The sequence below is a fragment of the Streptosporangium sp. NPDC002607 genome (assembly GCF_053592655.1).
In genome coordinates this window covers 1-20,144 of record NZ_JBSFWD010000094.1, presented here as the reverse complement: position 1 = coordinate 20,144, position 20,144 = coordinate 1, and the positions used below count along the sequence as shown (strand labels likewise).

18 protein-coding genes and 1 riboswitch are annotated in these 20,144 nt (G+C 70.0%); of the genes, 13 read left to right on the top strand and 5 right to left on the bottom strand.

Annotation, left to right across the window (positions count from 1 at the left end):
• From ACWD3H_RS45725 to mgrA, 3 genes are all read left to right on the top strand, one after another.
• Positions 1-226, top strand: a 226-nt coding sequence (locus tag ACWD3H_RS45725) for a hypothetical protein (protein ID WP_451959503.1), incomplete at its 5' end; no start/stop codon positions are given.
• Between the two features lie 238 nt (positions 227-464).
• Positions 465-2,525: a S9 family peptidase gene (locus ACWD3H_RS45720; RefSeq protein ID WP_451959502.1), complete on the top strand. Its 2,061-nt coding sequence runs from the start codon at positions 465-467 to the stop codon at positions 2,523-2,525.
• The gene (gene mgrA / locus ACWD3H_RS45715; RefSeq protein ID WP_350929785.1) at positions 2,522-3,550 is read left to right on the top strand and encodes an L-glyceraldehyde 3-phosphate reductase; all 1,029 of its coding nucleotides are present in this window, start codon (positions 2,522-2,524) and stop codon (positions 3,548-3,550) included. The genes ACWD3H_RS45720 and mgrA overlap by 4 nt, the downstream gene beginning before the upstream one ends.
• 65 nt (positions 3,551-3,615) lie before the next feature.
• Here mgrA and ACWD3H_RS45710 read toward each other — a convergent pair whose 3' ends face one another.
• A complete protein-coding gene (locus ACWD3H_RS45710) occupies positions 3,616-6,042 on the bottom strand; it encodes a lysylphosphatidylglycerol synthase transmembrane domain-containing protein (RefSeq protein WP_451959501.1) in 2,427 nt (808 codons plus the stop codon).
• Between the two features lie 460 nt (positions 6,043-6,502).
• Here ACWD3H_RS45710 and ACWD3H_RS45705 point away from each other — a divergent pair, with 460 nt between their 5' ends.
• The 3 genes from ACWD3H_RS45705 to ACWD3H_RS45695 are packed head-to-tail and all read left to right on the top strand — an operon-like array spanning position 6,503 to position 10,578.
• A complete protein-coding gene (locus ACWD3H_RS45705; protein WP_451959500.1) occupies positions 6,503-6,808 on the top strand; it encodes a hypothetical protein in 306 nt (101 codons plus the stop codon).
• 29 nt (positions 6,809-6,837) lie between these two features.
• Entirely contained in the window at positions 6,838-8,526 is a 1,689-nt protein-coding gene (locus tag ACWD3H_RS45700) for a M28 family metallopeptidase (protein ID WP_451959499.1), read from the top strand.
• Between the two features lie 36 nt (positions 8,527-8,562).
• A complete protein-coding gene (locus ACWD3H_RS45695) occupies positions 8,563-10,578 on the top strand; it encodes a molybdopterin-containing oxidoreductase family protein (RefSeq protein WP_355567372.1) in 2,016 nt (671 codons plus the stop codon).
• Positions 10,579-10,612: 34 nt separating this feature from the next.
• On the opposite strand, the gene ACWD3H_RS45690 is transcribed toward ACWD3H_RS45695, so the two are convergent.
• Entirely contained in the window at positions 10,613-11,062 is a 450-nt protein-coding gene (locus tag ACWD3H_RS45690) for an N-acetyltransferase family protein (protein WP_451959504.1), read from the bottom strand.
• 174 nt (positions 11,063-11,236) lie between these two features.
• On the opposite strand from ACWD3H_RS45690, the gene ACWD3H_RS45685 reads away from it, so the two are divergent.
• Positions 11,237-11,701: a hypothetical protein gene (locus ACWD3H_RS45685; RefSeq protein ID WP_355567378.1), complete on the top strand. Its 465-nt coding sequence runs from the start codon at positions 11,237-11,239 to the stop codon at positions 11,699-11,701.
• Positions 11,702-11,843: 142 nt separating this feature from the next.
• Here the strand turns inward: ACWD3H_RS45685 and ACWD3H_RS45680 are convergent, their stop codons facing one another.
• The 3 genes from ACWD3H_RS45680 to ACWD3H_RS45670 form a co-directional block, all read right to left on the bottom strand.
• Entirely contained in the window at positions 11,844-12,215 is a 372-nt protein-coding gene (locus ACWD3H_RS45680; RefSeq protein WP_451959498.1) for a VOC family protein, read from the bottom strand.
• 119 nt (positions 12,216-12,334) lie between these two features.
• Entirely contained in the window at positions 12,335-12,658 is a 324-nt protein-coding gene (locus ACWD3H_RS45675; protein ID WP_355568662.1) for a DMT family transporter, read from the bottom strand.
• A 20-nt stretch (positions 12,659-12,678) separates the two neighbouring features.
• A riboswitch (guanidine-III (ykkC-III) riboswitch) is annotated at positions 12,679-12,745 on the bottom strand.
• 20 nt (positions 12,746-12,765) lie between these two features.
• A complete protein-coding gene (locus tag ACWD3H_RS45670; protein WP_451959497.1) occupies positions 12,766-13,551 on the bottom strand; it encodes a class I SAM-dependent methyltransferase in 786 nt (261 codons plus the stop codon).
• A gap of 182 nt (positions 13,552-13,733) precedes the next feature.
• Between ACWD3H_RS45670 and ACWD3H_RS45665 the strand changes: the two genes are divergently transcribed.
• The 6 genes from ACWD3H_RS45665 to ACWD3H_RS45640 all read left to right on the top strand — a co-directional run bounded on the left by ACWD3H_RS45665 (position 13,734) and on the right by ACWD3H_RS45640 (position 20,051).
• Complete coding sequence (locus tag ACWD3H_RS45665) at positions 13,734-15,566, top strand: acyl-CoA dehydrogenase (protein ID WP_451959496.1); 1,833 nt, start codon at positions 13,734-13,736, stop codon at positions 15,564-15,566.
• Between the two features lie 172 nt (positions 15,567-15,738).
• A complete protein-coding gene (locus ACWD3H_RS45660) occupies positions 15,739-16,482 on the top strand; it encodes an NUDIX hydrolase (protein WP_355623296.1) in 744 nt (247 codons plus the stop codon).
• Entirely contained in the window at positions 16,479-17,444 is a 966-nt protein-coding gene (locus ACWD3H_RS45655) for a lipopolysaccharide kinase InaA family protein (protein WP_355568651.1), read from the top strand. Before ACWD3H_RS45660 ends, ACWD3H_RS45655 begins: the two co-directional genes overlap by 4 nt.
• 33 nt (positions 17,445-17,477) lie before the next feature.
• Positions 17,478-18,434, top strand: coding sequence for a hypothetical protein (locus ACWD3H_RS45650; RefSeq protein WP_451959495.1), 957 nt, complete (start codon positions 17,478-17,480; stop codon positions 18,432-18,434).
• Positions 18,435-18,571: 137 nt separating this feature from the next.
• On the top strand, positions 18,572-19,774 hold the full coding sequence (locus ACWD3H_RS45645) for an adenylosuccinate synthetase (RefSeq protein ID WP_451959494.1): 1,203 nt from the start codon (positions 18,572-18,574) through the stop codon (positions 19,772-19,774).
• Positions 19,775-19,826: 52 nt separating this feature from the next.
• Positions 19,827-20,051, top strand: a complete 225-nt coding sequence (locus ACWD3H_RS45640; protein ID WP_355568640.1) for a DUF6458 family protein — start codon at positions 19,827-19,829, stop codon at positions 20,049-20,051.
• Positions 20,052-20,144: the final 93 nt, after the last annotated feature.

The following is a 20,144-nucleotide window of genomic DNA, read 5'->3' as shown; positions in this document are numbered from 1 at the left end:
TTGTGCCGTTATTCTTTCAGGCCCGCTTTTTCGTGTCAAACCGGCTCGTTTTGAAGCGATTGACTTGATCTTGCAGGTCTTTCTGGAATTCGGCGGCTCCGTTTCCAGAGCAACCCCTCAAACTTACCAGCACCTGAGCGGCTCTGCGAACCGGGCTCTGGAACCTTGGGTTTCAAAGGGATTGTCAGCGGACACGACACAAGCCATACGGAAGTCACCGGAGTGATTAGAGTGGTTTGCGTCGGACCCTGCCGACTCCAAAAGATTAGCAGTCCTCCAAGAGCGCTCGGAACGTAACGGCGAACCCCGTACGAGGAAACCTCGGGCCGGCCGGAGGAGCCGAGCCTGGCTCGCGAGCAGCGCGGGCCGCGGCACGTCGAGGCAGGCCGAGGTGGATCAAGGCCGATCGCCCCGACCGGGCGAGCGATCCGAACAGGGACCGGCGGAAACATAGACTCGGCTGAGTGAGCAGCCAGATGCCGCCGACGGCGAAGAAGGTTCCCAGCGAGCGCGTGCACCACGGGGACACCGTGGTCGATGACTACGCGTGGCTGACGGTAAAGGACGACCCGGAGGTGGTCGCCTACCTGGAGGCGGAGAACGCCTACACCCAGGAGGCGACCGCCCACCTCAAGCCCCTGCAGGAGACGCTCTTCCAGGAGATCAAGGGACGCACCCTGGAGACCGACCTCTCGGTCCCCACCCGCAAGGGCGGCTGGTGGTACTACTCGCGGACCGAGGAGGGCAAGCAGTACGGCATCCAGTGCCGGGTGGCGGCGGACGGCGAGACCCCGCCCGAGTTGAAAGCCGGCGAGTCGCTCCCCGGTGAGGAGATCCTGCTCGACGGCAACGAGCTCGCCGGAGACTCCGACTTCTTCTCGATCGGCACCAGCTCGGTCAGTCCCGACGGCACCCTGCTGGCCTACTCCACCAACTTCACCGGCGACGAGCGCTTCACCCTGAAGGTGAAGAACCTCACCACCGGCGAGACCCTCCCCGACGAGATCCCCGGCATCTTCTACGGCGGCGCCTGGTCGGCCGACGGCACGACGTTCTTCTACACGACCGTCGACGAGGCCTGGCGGCCCAACCAGGTGCACCGGCACACGATCGGCAGCCCCGCCAAGGACGACATGCTCGTCCACGAGGAGGCCGACGAGCGGTTCTGGGTCGGCATCGGGCTCAGCCGGAGCGAGCGTTACCTGGTGCTCTCCTCCGGCAGCAAGATCACCAGCGAGGTCCGCGTCCTTGAGGCCGACGACCCCACCGGCGAGTTCCGCGTCGTCCGGCCCCGGGAGACCGGCGTCGAGTACGGCGTCGACCACGCGGGCGACCACTTCCTGGTCCTGCACAACCGGAACGCGGAGAACTTCGAGCTGGCCACCGCGCCGCTCGACGCCCCCGGCGACTGGACTCCGCTGATCGAGCACCGCGCCGACACCCGGCTGCTCGACGTCGACGCCTTCGAGGGCCACACCGTCGTGCACTTCCGCCGGGACGGGCTCACCGGCATCCGCATCCTGCCCCGCGCCGGGGAGGCGTACGAGATCTCCTTCCCCGAGCCGATCTACGACGTGGCCCCGTCGGGCAACCCGGAGTTCGTCACGGGGCGGCTGCGGCTCGGCTACACCAGCATGGTCACCCCGCCGTCGGTCTACGACTACGACCTGGCGGCGCGCGAGCTGGTCCTGCTGAAGCAGAAGGTCGTGCTCGGCGGCTACGACCCCACCGACTACGAGCAGTTCCGCGAGTGGGCGACCGCGTCCGACGGCACCCGCATCCCGATCTCGATCGTGATGAGAAAGGGCACCCCGCGGCCGGCCCCCACGGTGCTCTACGGCTACGGCAGCTACGAGATCTCGATCGACCCCTCGTTCTCCATCGCCAGGCTCAGCCTGCTCGACCGGGGCTTCGTCTTCGCCGTGGCACACGTCAGGGGCGGCGGTGAGATGGGCCGCCACTGGTACGAGGACGGCAAGTTCCAGAAGAAGAAGAACACCTTCACCGACTTCGTCGCCGCCGCCGAGCACCTCCCCGCCGCCGGCTGGTCGAGCGCGATCGTCGCCAGGGGCGGATCGGCGGGCGGGCTGCTGATGGGCGCGGTCGCCAACCTCGCGCCCGAGACCTTCGCGGGCGTGGTGGCGGAGGTGCCGTTCGTGGACGCGCTGAACACGATCCTCGACCCCTCGCTGCCGCTGACCGTGATCGAGTGGGACGAGTGGGGCGACCCGCTGCACAACCCCGAGGTGTACGCGTACATGAAGTCGTACACGCCGTACGAGAACGTGGACGGCCGGGTCTACCCGCCGATTCTGGCGATCACCAGCCTCAACGACACCCGGGTCTTCTACCACGAGCCCGCCAAGTGGGTCGCGAAGCTCCGCGACGTCGCGGACGGCGGGCCGTTCCTGCTCAAGACGGAGATGGGCGCCGGGCACGGCGGCCGCAGCGGCAGGTACGACGCCTGGCGCGAGGAGGCCTTCACCCTCTCCTGGATTCTCGACACGACCAAGGTGACCAAGTGACATATATCGCGGCAGATGACAGGTACGACGGACGCCAGCCGTACAACAGGGTCGGCAAGAGCGGGCTCAAGCTGCCCGCCGTCTCGCTGGGGCTCTGGCACAACTTCGGTGACGACAAGCCCTTCGAGACCCAGCGGGCCATCCTGCGCAGGGCCTTCGATCTGGGGGTGACCCACTTCGACCTGGCCAACAACTACGGTCCGCCGCCCGGGTCCGCGGAGACCAACTTCGGGCGGCACTTCCGCGAGGACTTCGCACCGTACCGGGACGAGCTGGTCATCTCCACCAAGGCGGGCTACGACATGTGGCCCGGCCCGTACGGCGAGTGGGGGTCGCGCAAGTACCTGCTGTCCAGCCTGGATCGGTCGCTGGAGCGGATGGGGCTCGACTACGTCGACATCTTCTACAGCCACCGGTTCGACCCGGACACCCCGCTGGAGGAGACGATGGGCGCGCTGGACCACGCGGTCCGGTCCGGCAAGGCGCTGTACGCGGGCATCTCGTCCTACTCGCCCGAGCACACCGCGGAGGCCGCGCGGCTGCTGCGGGAGATGGGCACGCCGCTACTGATCCACCAGCCCTCGTACTCGATGCTGAACCGGTGGATCGAGGGCGGGCTGCTCGACGTCCTGGAGGAGGAGGGCGTGGGCTGCATCGCGTTCTCCCCGCTGGCGCAGGGCATGCTGACCGACCGCTACCTGAACGGGATCCCCAAGGGGTCGCGGGCCTCGCTGGGGCGCTTCCTCACCCCGGAGATGCTCGCCGAGGAGACGATGCGGCACATCCGCACCCTGAACGAGATCGCGGGCGGGCGCGGCCAGTCGCTGGCGCAGATGGCGCTGGCCTGGGCTTTGCGCGACAGGCGCGTCACGTCGGTGCTGATCGGCGCGAGCAGTGTGGAGCAGTTGGAGAACAGCCTCGCGGCCGTGCAGAACACGTCGTTCGACGCCGCGGAGCTTGAGGCGATCGACAAGGACGCGGTCGAGGCGGGCATCAACCTCTGGGCCAGGTCCAGCGAGGCCTGACCTGCGTCCGTGAGAAAGACCGCCGGACCACCTGCCGGCGGTCTTTCCGGGGCGCGGGACAGGGCCTAGAGCGCCTCCTGTCGCTGCAGGTGCGCGAACGAGGCCCAGCCGGGCAGGACCGGCAGCCAGAAGGTCAGCAGCCGGAACAGCAGCACGGCCGAGGTCGCCACCTCACCGGACAGGCCGGAGAGGGTCAGGCCGACCGACAGGGACAGCTCGACGGCGCCGAGGCCGCCGGGGGTGGGGGCCGCCGAGCCGATGGCGTTGCCCGCGAGGAAGACGATGGCGACGGCGGCGAAGTTGAGGGAGCCGCCGAAGGCGCGGACGCAGGCGTCCAGGCAGACCACGAAGAACAGGGTGAGCAACAGGGTGCCGCTGAAGCCCTCGATGATCTTCCTGGGCGACTGGAGGACGTCGAGCAGGCGCGGGATGACCCCGGAGAACAGCGAGCGGAGCCGCGTGGTGATCATGCGGCGCAGCCGTGGCACGCCCACGATGACCAGCACCACCACGGCCACGGCCAGCAGCGTCAGCACGAGCGTGCGCGACGGGGTGAACGACGAGGCGGTGTTGGAACCGGTGATGTAGGCGAACAGCAGGAGCAGCGCGATGTGGAATGCCAGCCCGATGAGCTGGGAGGCGCCCACGCTGGCCACCGCCTGTCCCAGAGGGATGCCGCGTTTCTGCAGGTAGCGAGTGTTGATCGCGACCCCGCTCACCGCGGCGGGCGCGACGAGCTTGACGAACGACCCGGCGAACTGGACGAGCACGGTACGGCCGAGGGGCAGTTTCTCCGGTACGAAGCCCATCAGCATCAAGGCGGCGGCGACGTAGCTCATCATCGCGGCGACCAGTGCCACGCCGGTCCAGCTCCACTTGGCCGACGTGATCATGTTGAGGTTGATCTGGGTCAGGTAGTAGACCAGGAAGTAGGCGGCGAACGCGGTGCCGATGATGGTGATCAGGGTCCTGGGGCGGAAGCGCTCCAGGCGCACCTCCTCGGCCTCGGCCTTGGGCGTGAGCTCGACGATCCGCTCGCGGATCTCGGTGAGCAGCCCCTTGTTCTTGCTGAGCGCCGCCCTGGTCTCGCGGGTCAGCGCGATCCGCTGGAGCAGCGGGAGCGCGTCGGCGAGCAGGCCGTGCCCGGCTCCGGCCGCGGCGGCGTTGACCGCCCGCTGGGCTCCGACGCGGAGGCTGAGGTAGGTGAGCAGCTGGGCGATGTCCAGGCGGAGCAGCAGGTCACCGGCGGCGATCTCGCCGCTGCGGGCGTCCGTGAGGATGACCCGGCCCTCGCGGTCGACATGGATGCTGTCGCCGGTCAGCCGCCGGTGGGCGAGCCGCTGGACCTGCAGCAGCAGGACCTGCTCCCAGATCTGGGCGAGCAGGTTGTCGTCGATCTCCTCGTCGGGGATGTCGTCGAGCGCGCGGGTGGGGATGTGCTCGTAGACGAGCAGCGCGGCCTCCGTGCCGATCTCGCTGGTACCGACGAGCCGGGGGGTGCTCACTCCCGCCGCCTGCGCGGCGTACGCCATCAGGGCCTCGCGCTCCAGCTCGGCGCGGAGTGAGCGGATGGCCTTGCGGCGGGTCTCGGAGTTGAGCCGGATGCGCCGCCAGATGCGGTAGAGCACCCCGGCCACCTGGCGGTCCCGGTCGAGGACCGTGACGTCGAGGCGGTTGCCGTTCTTGAGCTCGACGGCGTAGCGGCGGCTGCCCTGGTAGTCGTCGTCGAGCCGATGCGCCCTGACCGGGGCGAAGCCCAGCTTGCGAAGCACGCTGACGACCGCACTGCCCGGAGGGCGGGTGTTGGGGCTGCCCACGCCGTACAGGGTGGCGTAGCCGACGGCCAGGCCGACCAGGATGGAGACGACGATGCCGAGGAGGGTGGCGGCGAGCCCGGCGAACAGGGCGACGGCGTTGAGCGCGACCGCGCTCCACAGGGCCGCCCGCCAGGTGGGGCGGCGGGATATGCGCACCGCGGTGACGTAGGCGATGATCGGGGTGAGCAGCGTGTTGACCGGCTCGACTCCGGCTCTGCCTCCGGTCATCAGGAGCCTCAGGTCCTCGGGCCCGGCGTGCACGATCCACTCGCCGAGCACGAAGGAGAGCACCATCGCGGCGATGGCCGCGAAGAGCCCCTCGGCCACCCGGAGGCCGTCACGGTGCAGCACCCGCTCGATGGCGAAGGCGATGGGCACGCCGAGCATGGCCGAGGCGCTCAGCACCCCGGCCAGGCCGCTGAGCAGGAACGGCGCCCGGCTGGTGCCGTCGGCGACGTCGCCCTCCAGGCCGTTCAGGGTCTTCTGCGCGACGAGGGCGAGCAGGATGACGGCCACCAGCCCGAGCAGGGTCGCCAGGAACCGCAGCAGGTCCGAAGGGCGACGGATCCGCTGGGGAAGCAGCGGCTCGATGACGCGCACGGCTAGATCGCCGTCCGTCGCCGGCCGTGTGCCGTCGTCGGACGATGTTCCGTCCAGCTCCTTGATTTCCGTCACCGCCAGCGATTCTGCATGTTCCGCATTACAGCTGCGTCACCGACCTTCTCCCCCAGTGTCCACAATCGGAGCCATACGCATGTCGATGGCTTCCGACAGTCTTGACAGTCTGGCTTCCATCTTGGTGGCTGAAATCAGAAAACGGGGCCACACGGTGACACCGTATGGCGCCCCGGCCGGCGAGCGGGCCGGGCGGACGTGGTCTCGAAGAGATCATGGACGCCCGCCTCGACGAGGGCGGCGAGTGAGCACAGCGTACCTGCTCGAGATCGAGAATTGACCCTTCTAGCTGCGGGAATACTGGATTTAGCGGGTGCGGGACTGGAAGGCTGACCGTCATGTTCCTTCGCCCGCCCGCAGCCTGCAGGGCCGCGTCCGGGGAGCGGGAACACCTCGTCGCGGTCGCCTCTCACCGCCTTCCCGGGAGCGCGGGCGCTCCATGCACGTTGAGGGGTTCCGCATGAGCACTCGCGCCTCCAGGGGAATGGTGGTCGCGATCACCCGATTCCCTCGACGCCCCCACCGTAAAGATCCCGGTCATCTCCACCACCTGCGCGGCGGGAGTCACCTACGGCCCCTGCTCCACCTCAGGTGCGACACGATCGTCAACATCAGCGACACCGCCCTGGGGCTGAACAGCGGCGCGATCGCGACAGCCGCGTTCGTCCACGCCCGGACCGACGACCTGCCCGGCGGCTCCGTCCCGGGTGGTGCCACCGGGCCGGTATCCGGCGGCCACCTCGCCGCCACCGATGTTTTCAAGTAACGCCGTCCCCGATGTCAGAGGAGCCTGACGTGAGTGCACGTGCCTTCGGGAGAGTGCTGGCCGCCGTCACCATCGCCTCGGTCACGATCCCGCCCGTCGTCGACACGGCCTGGGCCGCGACCCCGCCCGGAACGGTGCACGGGCTCGCCACCTCCGCGCCGGAACCGGTGGACGCCGGTGTCCACAGCCCGTCCGGCCTGCCCTCGGAACCGCCTCCGGAGAGTCCCCTGCCGCCGGACGCGAAGGCGTTCGGGCAGTCGATCAAGCTCGCGTCCGTCAGGCGGCACCTGGAAAGGCTCCAGGAGATCGCCAAGGCCAACGGCGGTACCCGGGCCGCGGCCACCCCTGGCCACGAGGCCTCGGTCGCCTACGTCGCGGACAGACTTCGCGCCGCCGGATACCAGGTCACCCTGCAGGAGTTCGGGATCCCCTTCTTCCATGAGCGGAAGGCTCCGGTGCTGGCGCGATCGTCCCCCGCGGCCAGGGTTTACCTGCCCGGCATCGACTTCCAGACGATGACGTACTCCGGCTCGGGGAGGATCACGGCTCCGGTGCAGGGCGTGGACCTGGTGCTGCCGCCGGCCCCGAACGCGAACTCCTCCTCCGGATGCGAGGTGAGTGACTTCAAGGGGTTCGTCCGGGGGAACATCGCCCTGATCCAGCGTGGCTCCTGCAGCTTCCAGGTCAAGGCGGAGCGGGCCCAGGCGGCCGGTGCGTCCGGGGTGGTCATCTTCAACGAGGGGCAACCGGGTGAGGCTCTCGCCGACCGCAGGATCCTGCTGCGAGGCTCGGTCAACACCTCCAGCATCAAGATCCCGATCGTCGGAGCCACCTTCGCGGCCGGCAAGGAGCTGTCGGTGCCGGGAACGACCGCGACGCTCGTGGTGGACGCCGAGAGCGACCCCGACCGCAGGACGCGCAACGTCATCGCCGAAAGCCGCCGGGGCGACCCGGACCGGGTGGTCATGCTCGGCGCCCACCTGGACAGTGTCATGGCGGGACCCGGCATCAACGACAACGGCTCCGGGACCGCGGGTGTCCTGGAGACGGCGTTGGCGGCGAAGGACCTGCGGACGAGGAACAGGCTGCGCTTCGCCTTCTGGGGCGCGGAGGAGCTGGGCCTGCTCGGTTCCACCCACTACGTGGCCCATCTCTCGGCGGCGGAGCGGGCGAAGATCAAGCTGTACCTGAACTTCGACATGATCGCCTCGCCGAACTACGTTCTGGGGATCTACGACGGCGACAACTCCGACACGGGCCTGGACACGCATCCGCCTGCCGGTTCCGACCGGATCGAGAAGCTCTTCCAGTCGTACTTCGACACCGTGGGCAAGCCGCACCAGGAGGCCGACTTCACCGGCCGCTCCGACTACGGCCCCTTCATCAAGGCGGGCATCGCCGCTGGCGGGCTGTTCACCGGCGCCGAGGGCATCAAGTCCGCCGAGGAGGCCGAGAAGTTCGGCGGCAAAGCCTGGGCCCCCTACGACAGGTGCTACCACCAGGCCTGCGACACCATCGCCAACATCGACGACGGTGCGCTGGCGGTGAACGCCTCCGCGATCGGCGCGGCGGCGTACACCTACGCGTACGCTCGCGACCTCCCCGGCGATCCCGTCGCCCCCGGCCCCACCGGAGGGCCGAGAGTCGGAGGGCCGAGCACCGGAGGGGGCGGGCTGGGACACGACCACCGGCACGAGCCCCCCGGGCTGCTCCGGTGACACCCGCGCTCCCTGGGCGCGGCTACAGTCGAGGGCATGTCGTCAGGCGAACTTCGAGTGCTGGGGGCGTGCCCGCTTGACTGCCCCGACACGTGCTCCTGGGTGGTGACCGTCCAAGGCGGCGAGGCCGTCAAGATGCGCGGCAACCCTGACCATCCCTACACCCGCGGCGCGCTCTGCGTGAAGGTCAACCGCTACCTGGAGCACACCCGGGCGTCCGACCGCATCCTGCACCCGATGCGGCGGACCGGCCCCAAGGGGTCCGGCAGGTTCGAGCGGATCAGCTGGGACGAGGCCCTGGAGGAGATCTCCGTACGGCTGCGCGGCATCGTCGACGAGCATGGCGGCGAGGCGATCTGGCCCTACCTGGGCACCGGCACGCTGGGATACCTCCAGGGGGCCGAGGGAGTGGCCGGGCGGCGGTTCTGGAACGCGCTCGGCGCGTCGAGGCACTTTCTGAACATCTGCTCGTCGGCCGGCAACTCCGGGCTGCGACAGGTCTACGGCACGCCGGGCGGGATGGATCCGGAGACGTTCGCCCTGTCCCGGCTCATCCTGCTGTGGGGCACGAACACGCTGACCAGCGGGCACCACCTGTGGAAGTTCATCCAGGACGCCCGCGCGGCGGGGGCGCACGTGGTGGCGATCGACCCGATCCGGACCCGCACCGCCGAGCAGGCCGACGAGCACCTGCCGATCAGGCCCGGCACCGACGCGGCCCTCGCCCTGGGGCTGATGAACGTCGTGCTCGCCGAGGGAGCCGAGGACCGCGACTACCTGGAGAACCACACGACCGGCTGGGAGAACCTCCGCGAGGAGATCCTGCGCCACCCTCCGGCACGCGTGGCGGAGATCACCGGGCTGCCCGAGTCCGACATCCGGGCCCTGGGGGTACGGCTGGCGCGCACCCGGCCCACCGGCATCCGGGCCACCATGGGCGTGCAGCGGCACGCCGGCGGCGGCACCGCGATGCGCACGATCGCCGCCATCCCCGGCGTGACCGGCGACTGGCGCCACCCCGGCGGCGGGATCGCGTACTCCACCAGCGGGCACATCCACCTGAACATCGACACCCGCGAGGACCTGCTCGCCCGGCCGGTCCGCACGCTCACCATGACCCGGCTGGCCGATCAGCTGGACGAGTCGGTGAAGTGCCTGTGGGTGTACGCGGCCAACCCGATGAGTTCCACCTCCGACCAGAACCGGATCCGCGAGAAACTGACGCGCGAGGACCTGTTCACCGTCGTGATGGAGCAGTTCCCGACCGACACCGTCGACTACGCCGACATCGTGCTCCCCGCCACCATGCAGATCGAGCACGCCGACCTGCACGCGGGCTACGGGCACATGTACCTGATGTGGAACTCACCCGCGGTCGAGCCGCCGGGCGAGTGCCTGTCCACCACCGAGACCTTCCGCCGCCTGGCGCGGCACATGGGGCTCACCGAGCCGTCCCTGTACGACTCCGACCTGGAGCTGGCCGAGCAACTGCTCTCCTCGGGCCATCCGTCGCTTGACGGCATCACGCTCGACCGGCTGCGCAAGGAGGGCTGGGTCCGCCTCAACGTGCCGCGGCCGTTCGTGCCGTTCACCGAGGGCTTCCCGACGCCCTCGGGCCGGATGGAGTTCGGCGCGGGACCCGCCTACGTCCCGCCGCACACCGCCTCGGCCGCGCCGGGACCGTATCCGCTGACCCTCATCACCCCCGCCTCCCACACCTTCCTCAACACCATCTTCGGCAACAACCCCGAGTTGCTGCGGCGCTCGAAGGGCCCGCGGGTCCTGGTGAATCCCACGGACGCCGCGCCGAGGGGGCTGAGCGACGGGCAGCGGGCCCGGGTTTTCAACGCCGGCGGCGAGTTCGAGGCCGTGGTCGAGATCAGCGAGCGGGTCCGGCCGGGCGTGATCGCGTCCACCAAGGGGCACTGGCGCAAGCTGAGCTCGGGGGGCACGACCGTGAACGCCGTGGTGGAGGCCCGCGACGCCGACATGGGCCGTGGCGCCGTCTACCACGACAACCTGGTCGAGATCGGCCCGAGCGCCGCCGAGTGACGGACGGATCACCTCGACGCCGGCCCCTGGCCGATCAGGTCAGCGCGAGTTTGTAACCCTCGTGGGACGCGACGAAGCCGAGGGAGTCGTAGAAGCGGTGGGCGTCCGCGCGGGTCTTGTCCGTGGTGAGCTGGACCAGGGCGCAGCCCCGGACCCGTCCACGCTCGACGGCCCATGCCATCATCGTGCGGCCCAGACCCCGCCCGCGCAGCTCCGAGGCGATCCTGACCGCCTCGATCTGCATCCGGAGGGCACCCCGGCGGGAGATGCCGGGAATGTAGGTGAGCTGCATGGTGCCCACGACCTCGCCGTCCAGCTCCGCGACGATCAGCTCGTTGGCGGGGTCGGCGTCGATGACCTCGAAGGCGGCACGATGCTCCTCACCGTAGGCTCCCTGGCGGGCGGCCGCGACGGTGTCGTCGGCGAGCATGGCCACGATGAGCGGAACGTCCTCGGCACGGGCGATACGGAAGTTCACCGGCATGGCGGCCAACCTATCCCGGAACACCGCCGCACTCCTCCATGGCGGCCTGGACGCCCCTCGCGGGGACCTCCGGAGGGAGATCTCGCCTGTCACCGGGGGGAGACGACGGGTAGGGGAACAATCAGGGTCGCTCCCCGATGTGAGCAAGGGGGTTCGGGAGGCAGCCTTGATGGCATGAACGACGAACTGACTCGACGTGACGAGATGTCCCTCGCCGGAGCGGCGCTGCGCGGCGCTCCCTGGAAGGCCGCCGCGGTGACCGGCGGCGCGGTGACCGCCACCAGCTTCGGACTGGGCGTGCTCACCGGTGGCGGGGATCTGACCTGGGCGATGGTGGTCGGCATCGGCCTGTTCTCGCTTATCGCGGCCATCGGCTCGATCAGCAAGCCCAACAGCGGGGACCGGGTGACCCGGCAGGCCCGGCTCTGGGCGCTGCGCCACCCCTGGAGGTTCGCCCTCTACCCCTCGTTCGGCGCCGCGATGCTCATGTATCCGGTGCAGCTCATCGTCGACGGCGAAGGCGTGTTCAGCGCGGCGCTGGACGCCCTGCAGGGCGGGGTCGTGGTCTACCTGATCACGGCTGTCCTGGCGCTGACCCTCAAGGGCCGCGGCCAGACCTCGCTTCCCGGCGGTCGCTGAACCCTCGGGTGATCGCCGATCTTCCGGTGATCACCCGGCCTCGTGGGGATCACTCGTGTCGGCCGCCGCAGGCCGCCTTCGGTCGCCGAGGCTCGCGGCCCGGCCGGGCCCTTCTGGAGTGACCGGGCCCAGAGCCGCTCCGCTAGACGCGCTCGTATTCGGCGCGGCAGACGCAGAACTCGTTGCCCTCGGGGTCGAGCATCGTCACCCAGCCGGTGCCTTCGGGGTTGCGCATGTCCTCGAAGATCGTGGCGCCGAGCCCGAGCAGGCGCTCGACCTCCTCGTCGCGGGTGGTGCCCGCCGAGCCGGTGAGATCCAGGTGAAGGCGGTTCTTGACGGACTTGCCCTCGGGAACCTTGATGAACAGCAGATCCACCCCGCCGCCCCGCAGGAGGATCTCATCGTCCTCCTTCTTCGTCTCCGGATGGAGCTCCCCGCCGGTGGCGTCGCGCCAGAAGGTCGCCAGTTCGTACGGCTGGGCGCAGTCGAAGGTCACGTATTGAACAACAATCATGCGCCCACCCAACCCGACACCATCAAAACCGTCAAGCCGGTTTCGGGCGACCCCGGTCCGAGCGGGGTCGCCCGTGTCCACCCGATCACGTCGTACGGCGTGCTCGGGCAGGCGTACGGTCAGTGGCCGCCGGCGGCGAGGTTGAGCCCGACGACGCCCGCGACGATGAGCAGGATCGAGGCGATCTTGAGGGCCGACGCGTTCTCGCCGAGGGCGACGATGCCCAGCGCGGCGGTGCCGACGGCTCCGATACCCGTCCAGACGGCGTAGGCGGTGCCGACCTCCAGGGTCTTCAGGCCCATCGCGAGCAGGCCGAAGCTGAGCAGGCCGAAGACGGCGAAGCCGACGCTCGGCAGCAGCACGGAGAATCCATTGCTCAGCTTGAGCGAGTACGCCATCGCGACCTCGAACAGACCGGCGACGAGGATGACAACCCAGGCCATGACAGCTCCTCCTTTGATCAGGAGCGTCGTCTTTGCCTACCGGGTACGGCGCGTCTCGTCCGGGAACACCCCTTTTGAGGGTTCGATCGGTGGAACGCGGCAGGGTCTCACTTTGATTCCCACCAGAGTGTGAACCACCGGTCCCGGGGGACCGGCCACATGTCCAGCTCGATCACGGCCGCGATGACCTCGTCGGCCCGCTCCCGGCCGAGGCAGAGCCTCCGGCAGGCGCTCTCGGCGAGGTCTTCGAGCCGGGTGAAGCGCGGCAGCGGGGCCAGGCGCCACTCGTGGTGGACCTCGTACCCGAGCCCCTCGGCGATGGCGATCACGTCGTGAGCCGTGGGGTGGCGGGGGCGGGTGATGCCGTGGAAGTGCTGCCAGAGGGGGTTGAGCCAGCTCATCGGGTGTTGCCCGGTGAGCTCCAGGACGACCCGGCCGCGGGCGTGGCCGGTGAGCTCGGTGAGGAATCCGGCCAGCCCCGGCACGTTGTAGACGACGTGGGCGGCGACCGCGACGTCCGCGATCGGTGTTTCGGCCGCGATGTCGGGCCAGCGGCCCCGGAAGAACCGGGTGGGGACGCCCAGCGTGTGAGCCCGGGAGGCCAGCTCGGCGAGCATGGCGTCGGAGACGTCGACCGCGATCAGCTCTCCCAGGTCGGGAGCGAGCGGCAGGGAGGCCGCCCCCGTTCCGGCACCGACGTCCAGCACACTCCCGCCGGGCGGGAGCGCCTCGGCCATCCGCGCCAGCGTCGGCCCCTCGGGGGCCGCGAGCGCGCGGTCGGTGCGCTCGGCGAACCGCGCCGACGAGTGACCCCAGGGGTCGGCCGGCGCCCTGGCCGCGATCTCCTCGGGAATGCCCCACAGTTCGAGGTCGGCCCGCCATCGTTCGTCCATGTGGCGAGCCTAGAAGAGCTTCGGGGGCCGGTCGATCGACGCCGGCGCGGGTGTCTTCGCATGTCGTGACGAACGTCCCAGTCGGTGCGGTTTTCTAGGGGTTACTGACGGGTAGCATTACCGGTAACGTTACTGGCGAGTATGGAAAGTTCCGGTTCCCCCGGTTTCAAGGAGCAGACCCCATGGGCCACTACAAGAGCAACGTCCGTGACCTGGAGTTCAACCTCTTCGAGGTGTTCGGGCGCCGGGACATTCTGGGCACCGGCCGCTACGCCGAACTGGACGAGGACGTGGTGCGGAGCCTCCTCGACGAGGTCAACCGCCTGGCCACCGGCGTACTCGCCGACTCCTTCGAGGAGGGCGACCGCAAGCCGCCGGTGTTCGATCTCGCCACCAACTCGGTGACGATGCCGGAGGGCTTCAAGAAGTCCTTCGCCGCCTACCGCGACGCCGGCTGGACCAACCTCAGCCTCCCCGCCGAGCTCGGCGGCCCCGGCCTGCCCAGCAGCGTGAGCTGGGCGCTGGGCGAGATGGTCCTCGGCTCGAACCCGGCCATCTGGATGTACTCCAGCGGCCCGGCCTTCGCCCACGTGCTCCACGTGATCGGCACCGAGGAGCAGAAACGCTACGCCGAGCTGGCCATCGAGAACCAGTGGGGCGCCACCATGGTGCTCACCGAGCCGGACGCCGGTTCCGACGTGGGCGCGGGCCGCGCGAAGGCGGTACGGCAGGACGACGGCACCTGGCACATCGAGGGCGTCAAGCGCTTCATCACCAGCGCCGAGCACGACCTGAGTGACAACATCTTCCACCTGGTGCTGGCCCGCCCCGAGGGGCACGGCCCCGGCACCAAGGGCCTGTCGATGTTCCTGGTCTCGAAGTACCACGTGGACCTGGAGACCGGCGAGCTCGGCGAGCGCAACGGCGTCTACGTCACCAACGTCGAGAAGAAGATGGGCCTGAAGGTCTCCACGACCTGCGAGCTCACCTTCGGCGACAAGCACCCGGCCGTGGGCACGCTGATCGGCGAGGTCCACGAGGGCATCAAGCAGATGTTCATGATCATCGAGCATGCCCGGATGATGGTCGGCACCAAGGCGATCGCCACGCTCTCCACCGGCTACCTGAACGCCCTGGAGTACGCCAAGGCCCGGGTGCAGGGCGCCGACCTGACCCAGATGGCCGACAAGTCGGCCCCGCGGGTGACCATCATCCACCACCCGGACGTACGCCGGGAGCTGATGCTGCAGAAGTCGTACGCCGAGGGCATGCGGGCGCTGGTCCTGCTCACCGCCACCTACCAGGACGACGTGCTGATCGCCGAGCACGAGGGCCGCAGGAACGGCCACGCCGAGGCGATGAACGACCTGCTGCTCCCGCTGGTCAAGGGCGTCGGCTCCGAGCGCTCCTACGAGCTGCTCGCCCGCTCCCTGCAGACCCTGGGCGGCTCGGGCTACCTGCAGGATTACCCGATCGAGCAGTACATCAGGGACGCCAAGATCGACTCCCTGTACGAGGGCACCACCGCGATCCAGGGACAGGACCTGTTCTTCCGCAAGATCCTGCGCAACCAGGGCGTGACCCTCGGCTCGCTGTACGACGACGTGAAGGCCTTCGCCGCCTCCGAGGCCGGCAACGGGCGGCTGAAGGAGGAGCGCAAGCTTCTCGCCGAGGCCGCCGACGAGGTCAAGAGCATGGCCGACACCATGGCGGGCTGGGCCATCGGCTCGCTGGAGGCACCGAAGGAGGTCTACAAGGTCGGCCTCAACACCACCCGGTTCCTGCTCGCACTGGGCGACGTGGTGATCGGCTGGCTGCTGCTGCGCCAGGCCGAGGTGGCCCTGGCCGCGCTGGGCTCCGCCGAGGCCGCGCAGGGCGACCATGCCTTCTACACCGGCAAGGTCGCCGCGGCCTCGTTCTTCGCCCAGACCGTCCTGCCCCGCGTCGCCGCCGAGCGCCGCACGCTGGAGACCACCGGTCAGGACCTGATGGAGCTGCCGGAAGAGGCCTTCTGAGCAAGCCACCTGCTCCCGCGGCAGGCATGGGGGCGGTCCCGTCTTGAGACGGGACCGCCCTTCGCCTTTCTCCGGGCCTGGGGCCGGCCAGGCGGCGCGCCGTTGCGAGCGGGTTGACACCGGCCTTTGTTATTCTCATACTGAGATTGTCTCACCTTGAGAAGGACATGTGATGGATGAGTCCGAGTTTCTGGCGGGTTACGACCCGCGGGTGTACCCGGCGGTCGCGGTGACCGTCGACGTGGTGGCGCTCACCATTCGCGGGGGCGGGTTGCGCGTTCTGCTCATCAGGCGGGGCGAGCAACCCCATGCGGGGCGGTGGGCGCTGCCGGGGGGGTTCATCCGGCCGGGAGAGGACCTGCCACAGGCCGCGGCGCGGGAACTGGCCGAGGAGACGGGGCTCTCGGGCCTCGGGGACCGAGTCCACATCGAGCAGCTCGCCAGCTACGGGACGCCCGACCGTGATCCGCGGATGAGGGTCGTGTCGATCTCCTACCTGGCGTTCGCCCCCGACCTGCCCGATCCCCGGGCGGGCACGGACGCGGCGGACGCCGCCTGGCAGCCGGTCGACAAGCTGCCGGAGCTCGCCTTCGACCACGATCGCATCCTGGCGCACGGGCTGGAGCGGGCACGCGGCAAGCTGGAGTACACCCCGCTGGCCACCTCGTTCGCCGGTGAGACGTTCACGATCTCCGAGCTGCGCGGTGTCTACGAGACGGTCTGGGGCGTGCCACTGCACGCGGGCAACTTCCACCGCAAGATCCTGTCGGTGCCCGGTTTCGTGGAGAGCACCGGCGAGACCACCGAGAGCGGCGGGGCCAGGGGCGGCCCCCGGGCCAAGCTCTACCGGGCCGGCGACGCACGACTCCTGCACCCCGCCCTGCTACGACCCGCCAGGGAGGAACAGATCAGATGACCAGGGCCGAGGCGATCGCGCTGGTGACCGCTGCCCGTACCCCCGGCGACCTGTTCGGCGGGGACTCTCCGCACCGGTCGTACCGGAGGCTGGCGAGGCTGCTCCACCCCGACCTCGCGCCGGGAGCCGAGGCCGCCGAGGCGTTCGCCAGGCTGGCGGAGCTGTGGGCGGCCCGCGGCGGGGCCCCGGGGCCGGCCGCGGAGACGGTGATCACCACCGGGCGGGGGACCTACCGGATCGGGGGCGTCTTCCGGCGGGGCGCCTCGGCCGTGCTCTACGAGAGTGGTCCGGACACGCTGCTCAAGCTCCCGCGCAGCCACGCGGACAACGACCTCATGCGCCGCGAGGCGGACGCCCTGGAGACGATCGCGCGAGACGGCGACCCGCTGCTCCTGCCGTACGTGCCACGCCTGGTGGACTCGTTCCGGCACCGTCGCGACGGGGTCGAGCGGCGGGCCAACGTGATCAGCCGGGTACCCGACGGGTTCGTGAGCCTGGACGAGGTCAGGCGGCGGCGGCCGGTGCTCGACGCGAGGGACGTGGCCTGGATCTGGCGGCGGCTGCTGGTGGCCGTCGGCGCGGCCCATCGGGCGGGGGTCGTGCACGGCGCGGTGTTCGGGCACCACGTCCTCGTCCACCCGGTCGACCACGGCCTGGTGCTCGTCGACTGGAGCCAGTCGGTACCGCTCGGCACCCCGCTCACCGCCCTGGTGACCAGGCACCGCGACGACTACCCGCCGGAGGTCCTGGCCAGGAAACCCGCCACCCCCGCCACCGACATCCACCTCGCCACCCGCTCCGTGGCCGCCCTCATGGGCGACCAGGCCCCCACTCCGATCAGGCGCTTCGTCCGGGGAAGCCTGCTGAGCCCGCCTGGCGACGCGTGGCGGCTCCTGGGGGAACTCGACGACCTGCTCGACGACCTGTACGGGCCGAGGAAATACCGGCCACTGCACCTTTGAGAACGTGCCACCCCTGATCCGAGGAGATCCCCCGTGGGAAGCGGAATCTGGTCCACCGACGTCTACTCCGCCGCCGCGAGCTACCGCGCGGCCAAGGGCTCAAGCGCCTTCGCCTACAGCGACAGCGGCGCCCGCGCCACGCACCCCGACCTCGACCCGCACGGGGTGGCGGACCGCGAGAGCCGCGACTCCGCCGAGCACCCCGACTCCCTCGCCGTGGCCGTGCTGTTCGACGTGACCGGCTCGATGGGCGGGGTGCCCCGCACCCTCCAGACCAAGCTGCCCGACCTGCTCGGCCTGCTGCTCCGCAAGGGCTACGCCACCGACCCGCAGATCCTCTTCGGCGCGATCGGCGACGCCACCTGCGACCGGGCCCCGCTGCAGATCGGCCAGTTCGAATCCGACAACCGGATGGACGAGCACCTGGGCAAGGTCCTGCTGGAGGGCGGGGGCGGCGGCCAGATGAGCGAGTCGTACGAGCTGGCGATGTACTTCATGGCCAGGCACACCTCGATCGACTGCTTCGAGAAGCGGGGTCGCAGGGGCTACCTGTTCATCATCGGCGACGAACTTCCCTACCCGCAGGTCAAGCGGCGCGAGGTCGAGAAGGTCATCGGCGATCGGCTCCGGCGGGACATCCCGACCAGGGAGATCGTCGCCGAGCTGACCAGGGTCTACGACGTCTACTACATCCTCCCTGCGGGGTCGAGCTACGCCGGGGACGGCCGGGTGCTGGCCGCCTGGCGCGAGCTGCTCGGCCAGAACGTGCTGGAGCTGGACGACCTCGACGCCGTCTGCGAGACCATCGCGCTCACCGTCGGTCTCGGCGAGGACGCCATCGATCTACGGGAGGGGCTGGACGACCTCGACGAGCTCGGCTCGACCGCCGGGACCGCCGTGGGCAGGGCCCTCGCCAAACTCGACCGCGGCACGCTCGTGGTCGCCGACGGTCTCGACCTGGGCGGCGACAGCGGCGTGACGCGGCTCTGAAGACCTCCCCGCCGTGCGGCGGCCACCGCGAAAGCGGCGGGGAGTGCCACCACGAAGGGAAACGGCCCCTGCCCGGCGGTGAGAACTCACCGCCGGGCAGGGCGCCACCACGAACAGAGGACCACATGCGCGAACACATGATCGTGACAGACCTCGGCTACGGCGACGCGGGCAAAGGCACGATCATCGACTGGCTCTGCACCCGCGAACCCATCGGGGCGGTCGTCAGGTTCAACGGGGGTGGGCAGGCCGCCCACAACGTCGTGCTGCCCGACGGACGGCACCACACGTTCGCACAGTTCGGGTCGGGCACGCTCAGAGGCGTGCCCACCCACCTGTCCAGGTTCATGGTCACAGACCCGCTCTCGCTGGCCCGGGAGGCCGCCCACCTGAGCGAGCTGGGCGTTCCCGACCCGTTCCGCCTGCTCACCGTGGACCGGGACGCCCTGCTCGCCACGCCGTACCACGTGGCGGCGGGGCAGGCCAGGGAGCTGGCACGCGGCGAGGACCGGCACGGGTCGTGCGGAATGGGCGTCGGCGAGACCATGGCCTACGCCCTGGAGCACCCGGAGCTCGCGCCGACCGTCGGCGACTGCGAGGACCCGGCCCGGCTCGCCCGCAAGCTGTACGCGCTCCGCGAGGCGCTCGGGGTGACCGGGCCGCCCGTCGAGGACTGCGTCGCCGCCTACCGGGCGTTCGCCGAGCGGGTGATCCTGGTCGGCTCCTCCTTCACGACCGCGCTGCTGCGCAGGCGGCCCGTGATCTTCGAGGGGGCACAGGGCGTGCTGCTCGACGAGTGGCACGGCTTCCACCCGTACACCACCTGGAGCACGACGACCTTCGCCAACGCGCTGGAGTTGCTCGACGGGGTGCCGGCCGTACGGCTGGGCGTGCTGCGGACCTACACGCCCAGGCACGGCCCGGGACCGCTGGTCACCGAGGCCGCGGCGCCGGTGCTGCCCGAGGCGCACAACGGGACCGGTCCCTGGCAGGGGCCCTTCCGCACCGGTCACTTCGACGCGGTGGCCCACCGCTACGCGCTGGCGGTCGCGGGCGGGGCCGACGCCCTCGCGCTCACCCACCTGGACGCGCCGGTCTCGCGGATGTGCGTGTCGTACGACATCGGCGAGCTGCCGGTGGGCACGGCGGGTGACCTCGAAGGGCAGGCCAGGCTGACCGGGCGGCTGTCGGCGGCCCGGCCGCACTACGCCGACGGTGTCGACGACTGGCCCGCGGCGGTGGCCGAGGCCCTGGGGGTTCCGGTGTGGCTGGGCTCCCGGGGACCCACCGCCGCCGACAAGGTCCTTTTCAGTGGTGTGACCGCGCCCGAAAGGGTATGACCCTTCTCGTACTCTCCCTTTACCTGGCAGGCAGCCTTACCCGGAGGAACTCATGGGTGTCGGGGTCAGCATCTTCTTTCTCACGCTTGGCGCCATCCTCCGCTTCGCCATCGACCCCACCGTCCTCGGCGAGGCCGTCCACATCGACGTGATCGGCCTGATCTTCATGATCGTCGGTGCCGTCGGGGTCGTGCTGAGCATCATGATGGCCCCCAAGCGCGGGAACACGTCCGAGGACCGCCTGATGCACCGCGAGAACCACCCACCGGAGGTCTAGGCCCTGTCCCTTGGATCTTTTGCCTACTGCGGTCGCCCAGGCGGCGCCTCGCCGCGTTGTCGTCGGTCACCGCAGCACGCTGCGGCTCCCTCC

Excerpts from the sequence above, each read along its gene's own strand:
- ACWD3H_RS45705 (WP_451959500.1), top strand. The coding sequence starts at position 6,503 with ATGAGCACTCGCGCCTCCAGGGGAATGGTGGTCGCGATCACCCGATTC.
- ACWD3H_RS45695 (WP_355567372.1), top strand. The coding sequence starts at position 8,563 with ATGTCGTCAGGCGAACTTCGAGTGCTGGGGGCGTGCCCGCTTGACTGC.
- ACWD3H_RS45690 (WP_451959504.1), bottom strand. The coding sequence starts at position 11,062 with ATGCCGGTGAACTTCCGTATCGCCCGTGCCGAGGACGTTCCGCTCATC.
- ACWD3H_RS45685 (WP_355567378.1), top strand. The coding sequence starts at position 11,237 with ATGAACGACGAACTGACTCGACGTGACGAGATGTCCCTCGCCGGAGCG.
- ACWD3H_RS45680 (WP_451959498.1), bottom strand. The coding sequence starts at position 12,215 with ATGATTGTTGTTCAATACGTGACCTTCGACTGCGCCCAGCCGTACGAA.
- ACWD3H_RS45675 (WP_355568662.1), bottom strand. The coding sequence starts at position 12,658 with ATGGCCTGGGTTGTCATCCTCGTCGCCGGTCTGTTCGAGGTCGCGATG.
- ACWD3H_RS45670 (WP_451959497.1), bottom strand. The coding sequence starts at position 13,551 with ATGGACGAACGATGGCGGGCCGACCTCGAACTGTGGGGCATTCCCGAG.
- ACWD3H_RS45665 (WP_451959496.1), top strand. The coding sequence starts at position 13,734 with ATGGGCCACTACAAGAGCAACGTCCGTGACCTGGAGTTCAACCTCTTC.
- ACWD3H_RS45660 (WP_355623296.1), top strand. The coding sequence starts at position 15,739 with ATGGATGAGTCCGAGTTTCTGGCGGGTTACGACCCGCGGGTGTACCCG.
- ACWD3H_RS45655 (WP_355568651.1), top strand. The coding sequence starts at position 16,479 with ATGACCAGGGCCGAGGCGATCGCGCTGGTGACCGCTGCCCGTACCCCC.
- ACWD3H_RS45645 (WP_451959494.1), top strand. The coding sequence starts at position 18,572 with ATGATCGTGACAGACCTCGGCTACGGCGACGCGGGCAAAGGCACGATC.
- ACWD3H_RS45640 (WP_355568640.1), top strand. The coding sequence starts at position 19,827 with ATGGGTGTCGGGGTCAGCATCTTCTTTCTCACGCTTGGCGCCATCCTC.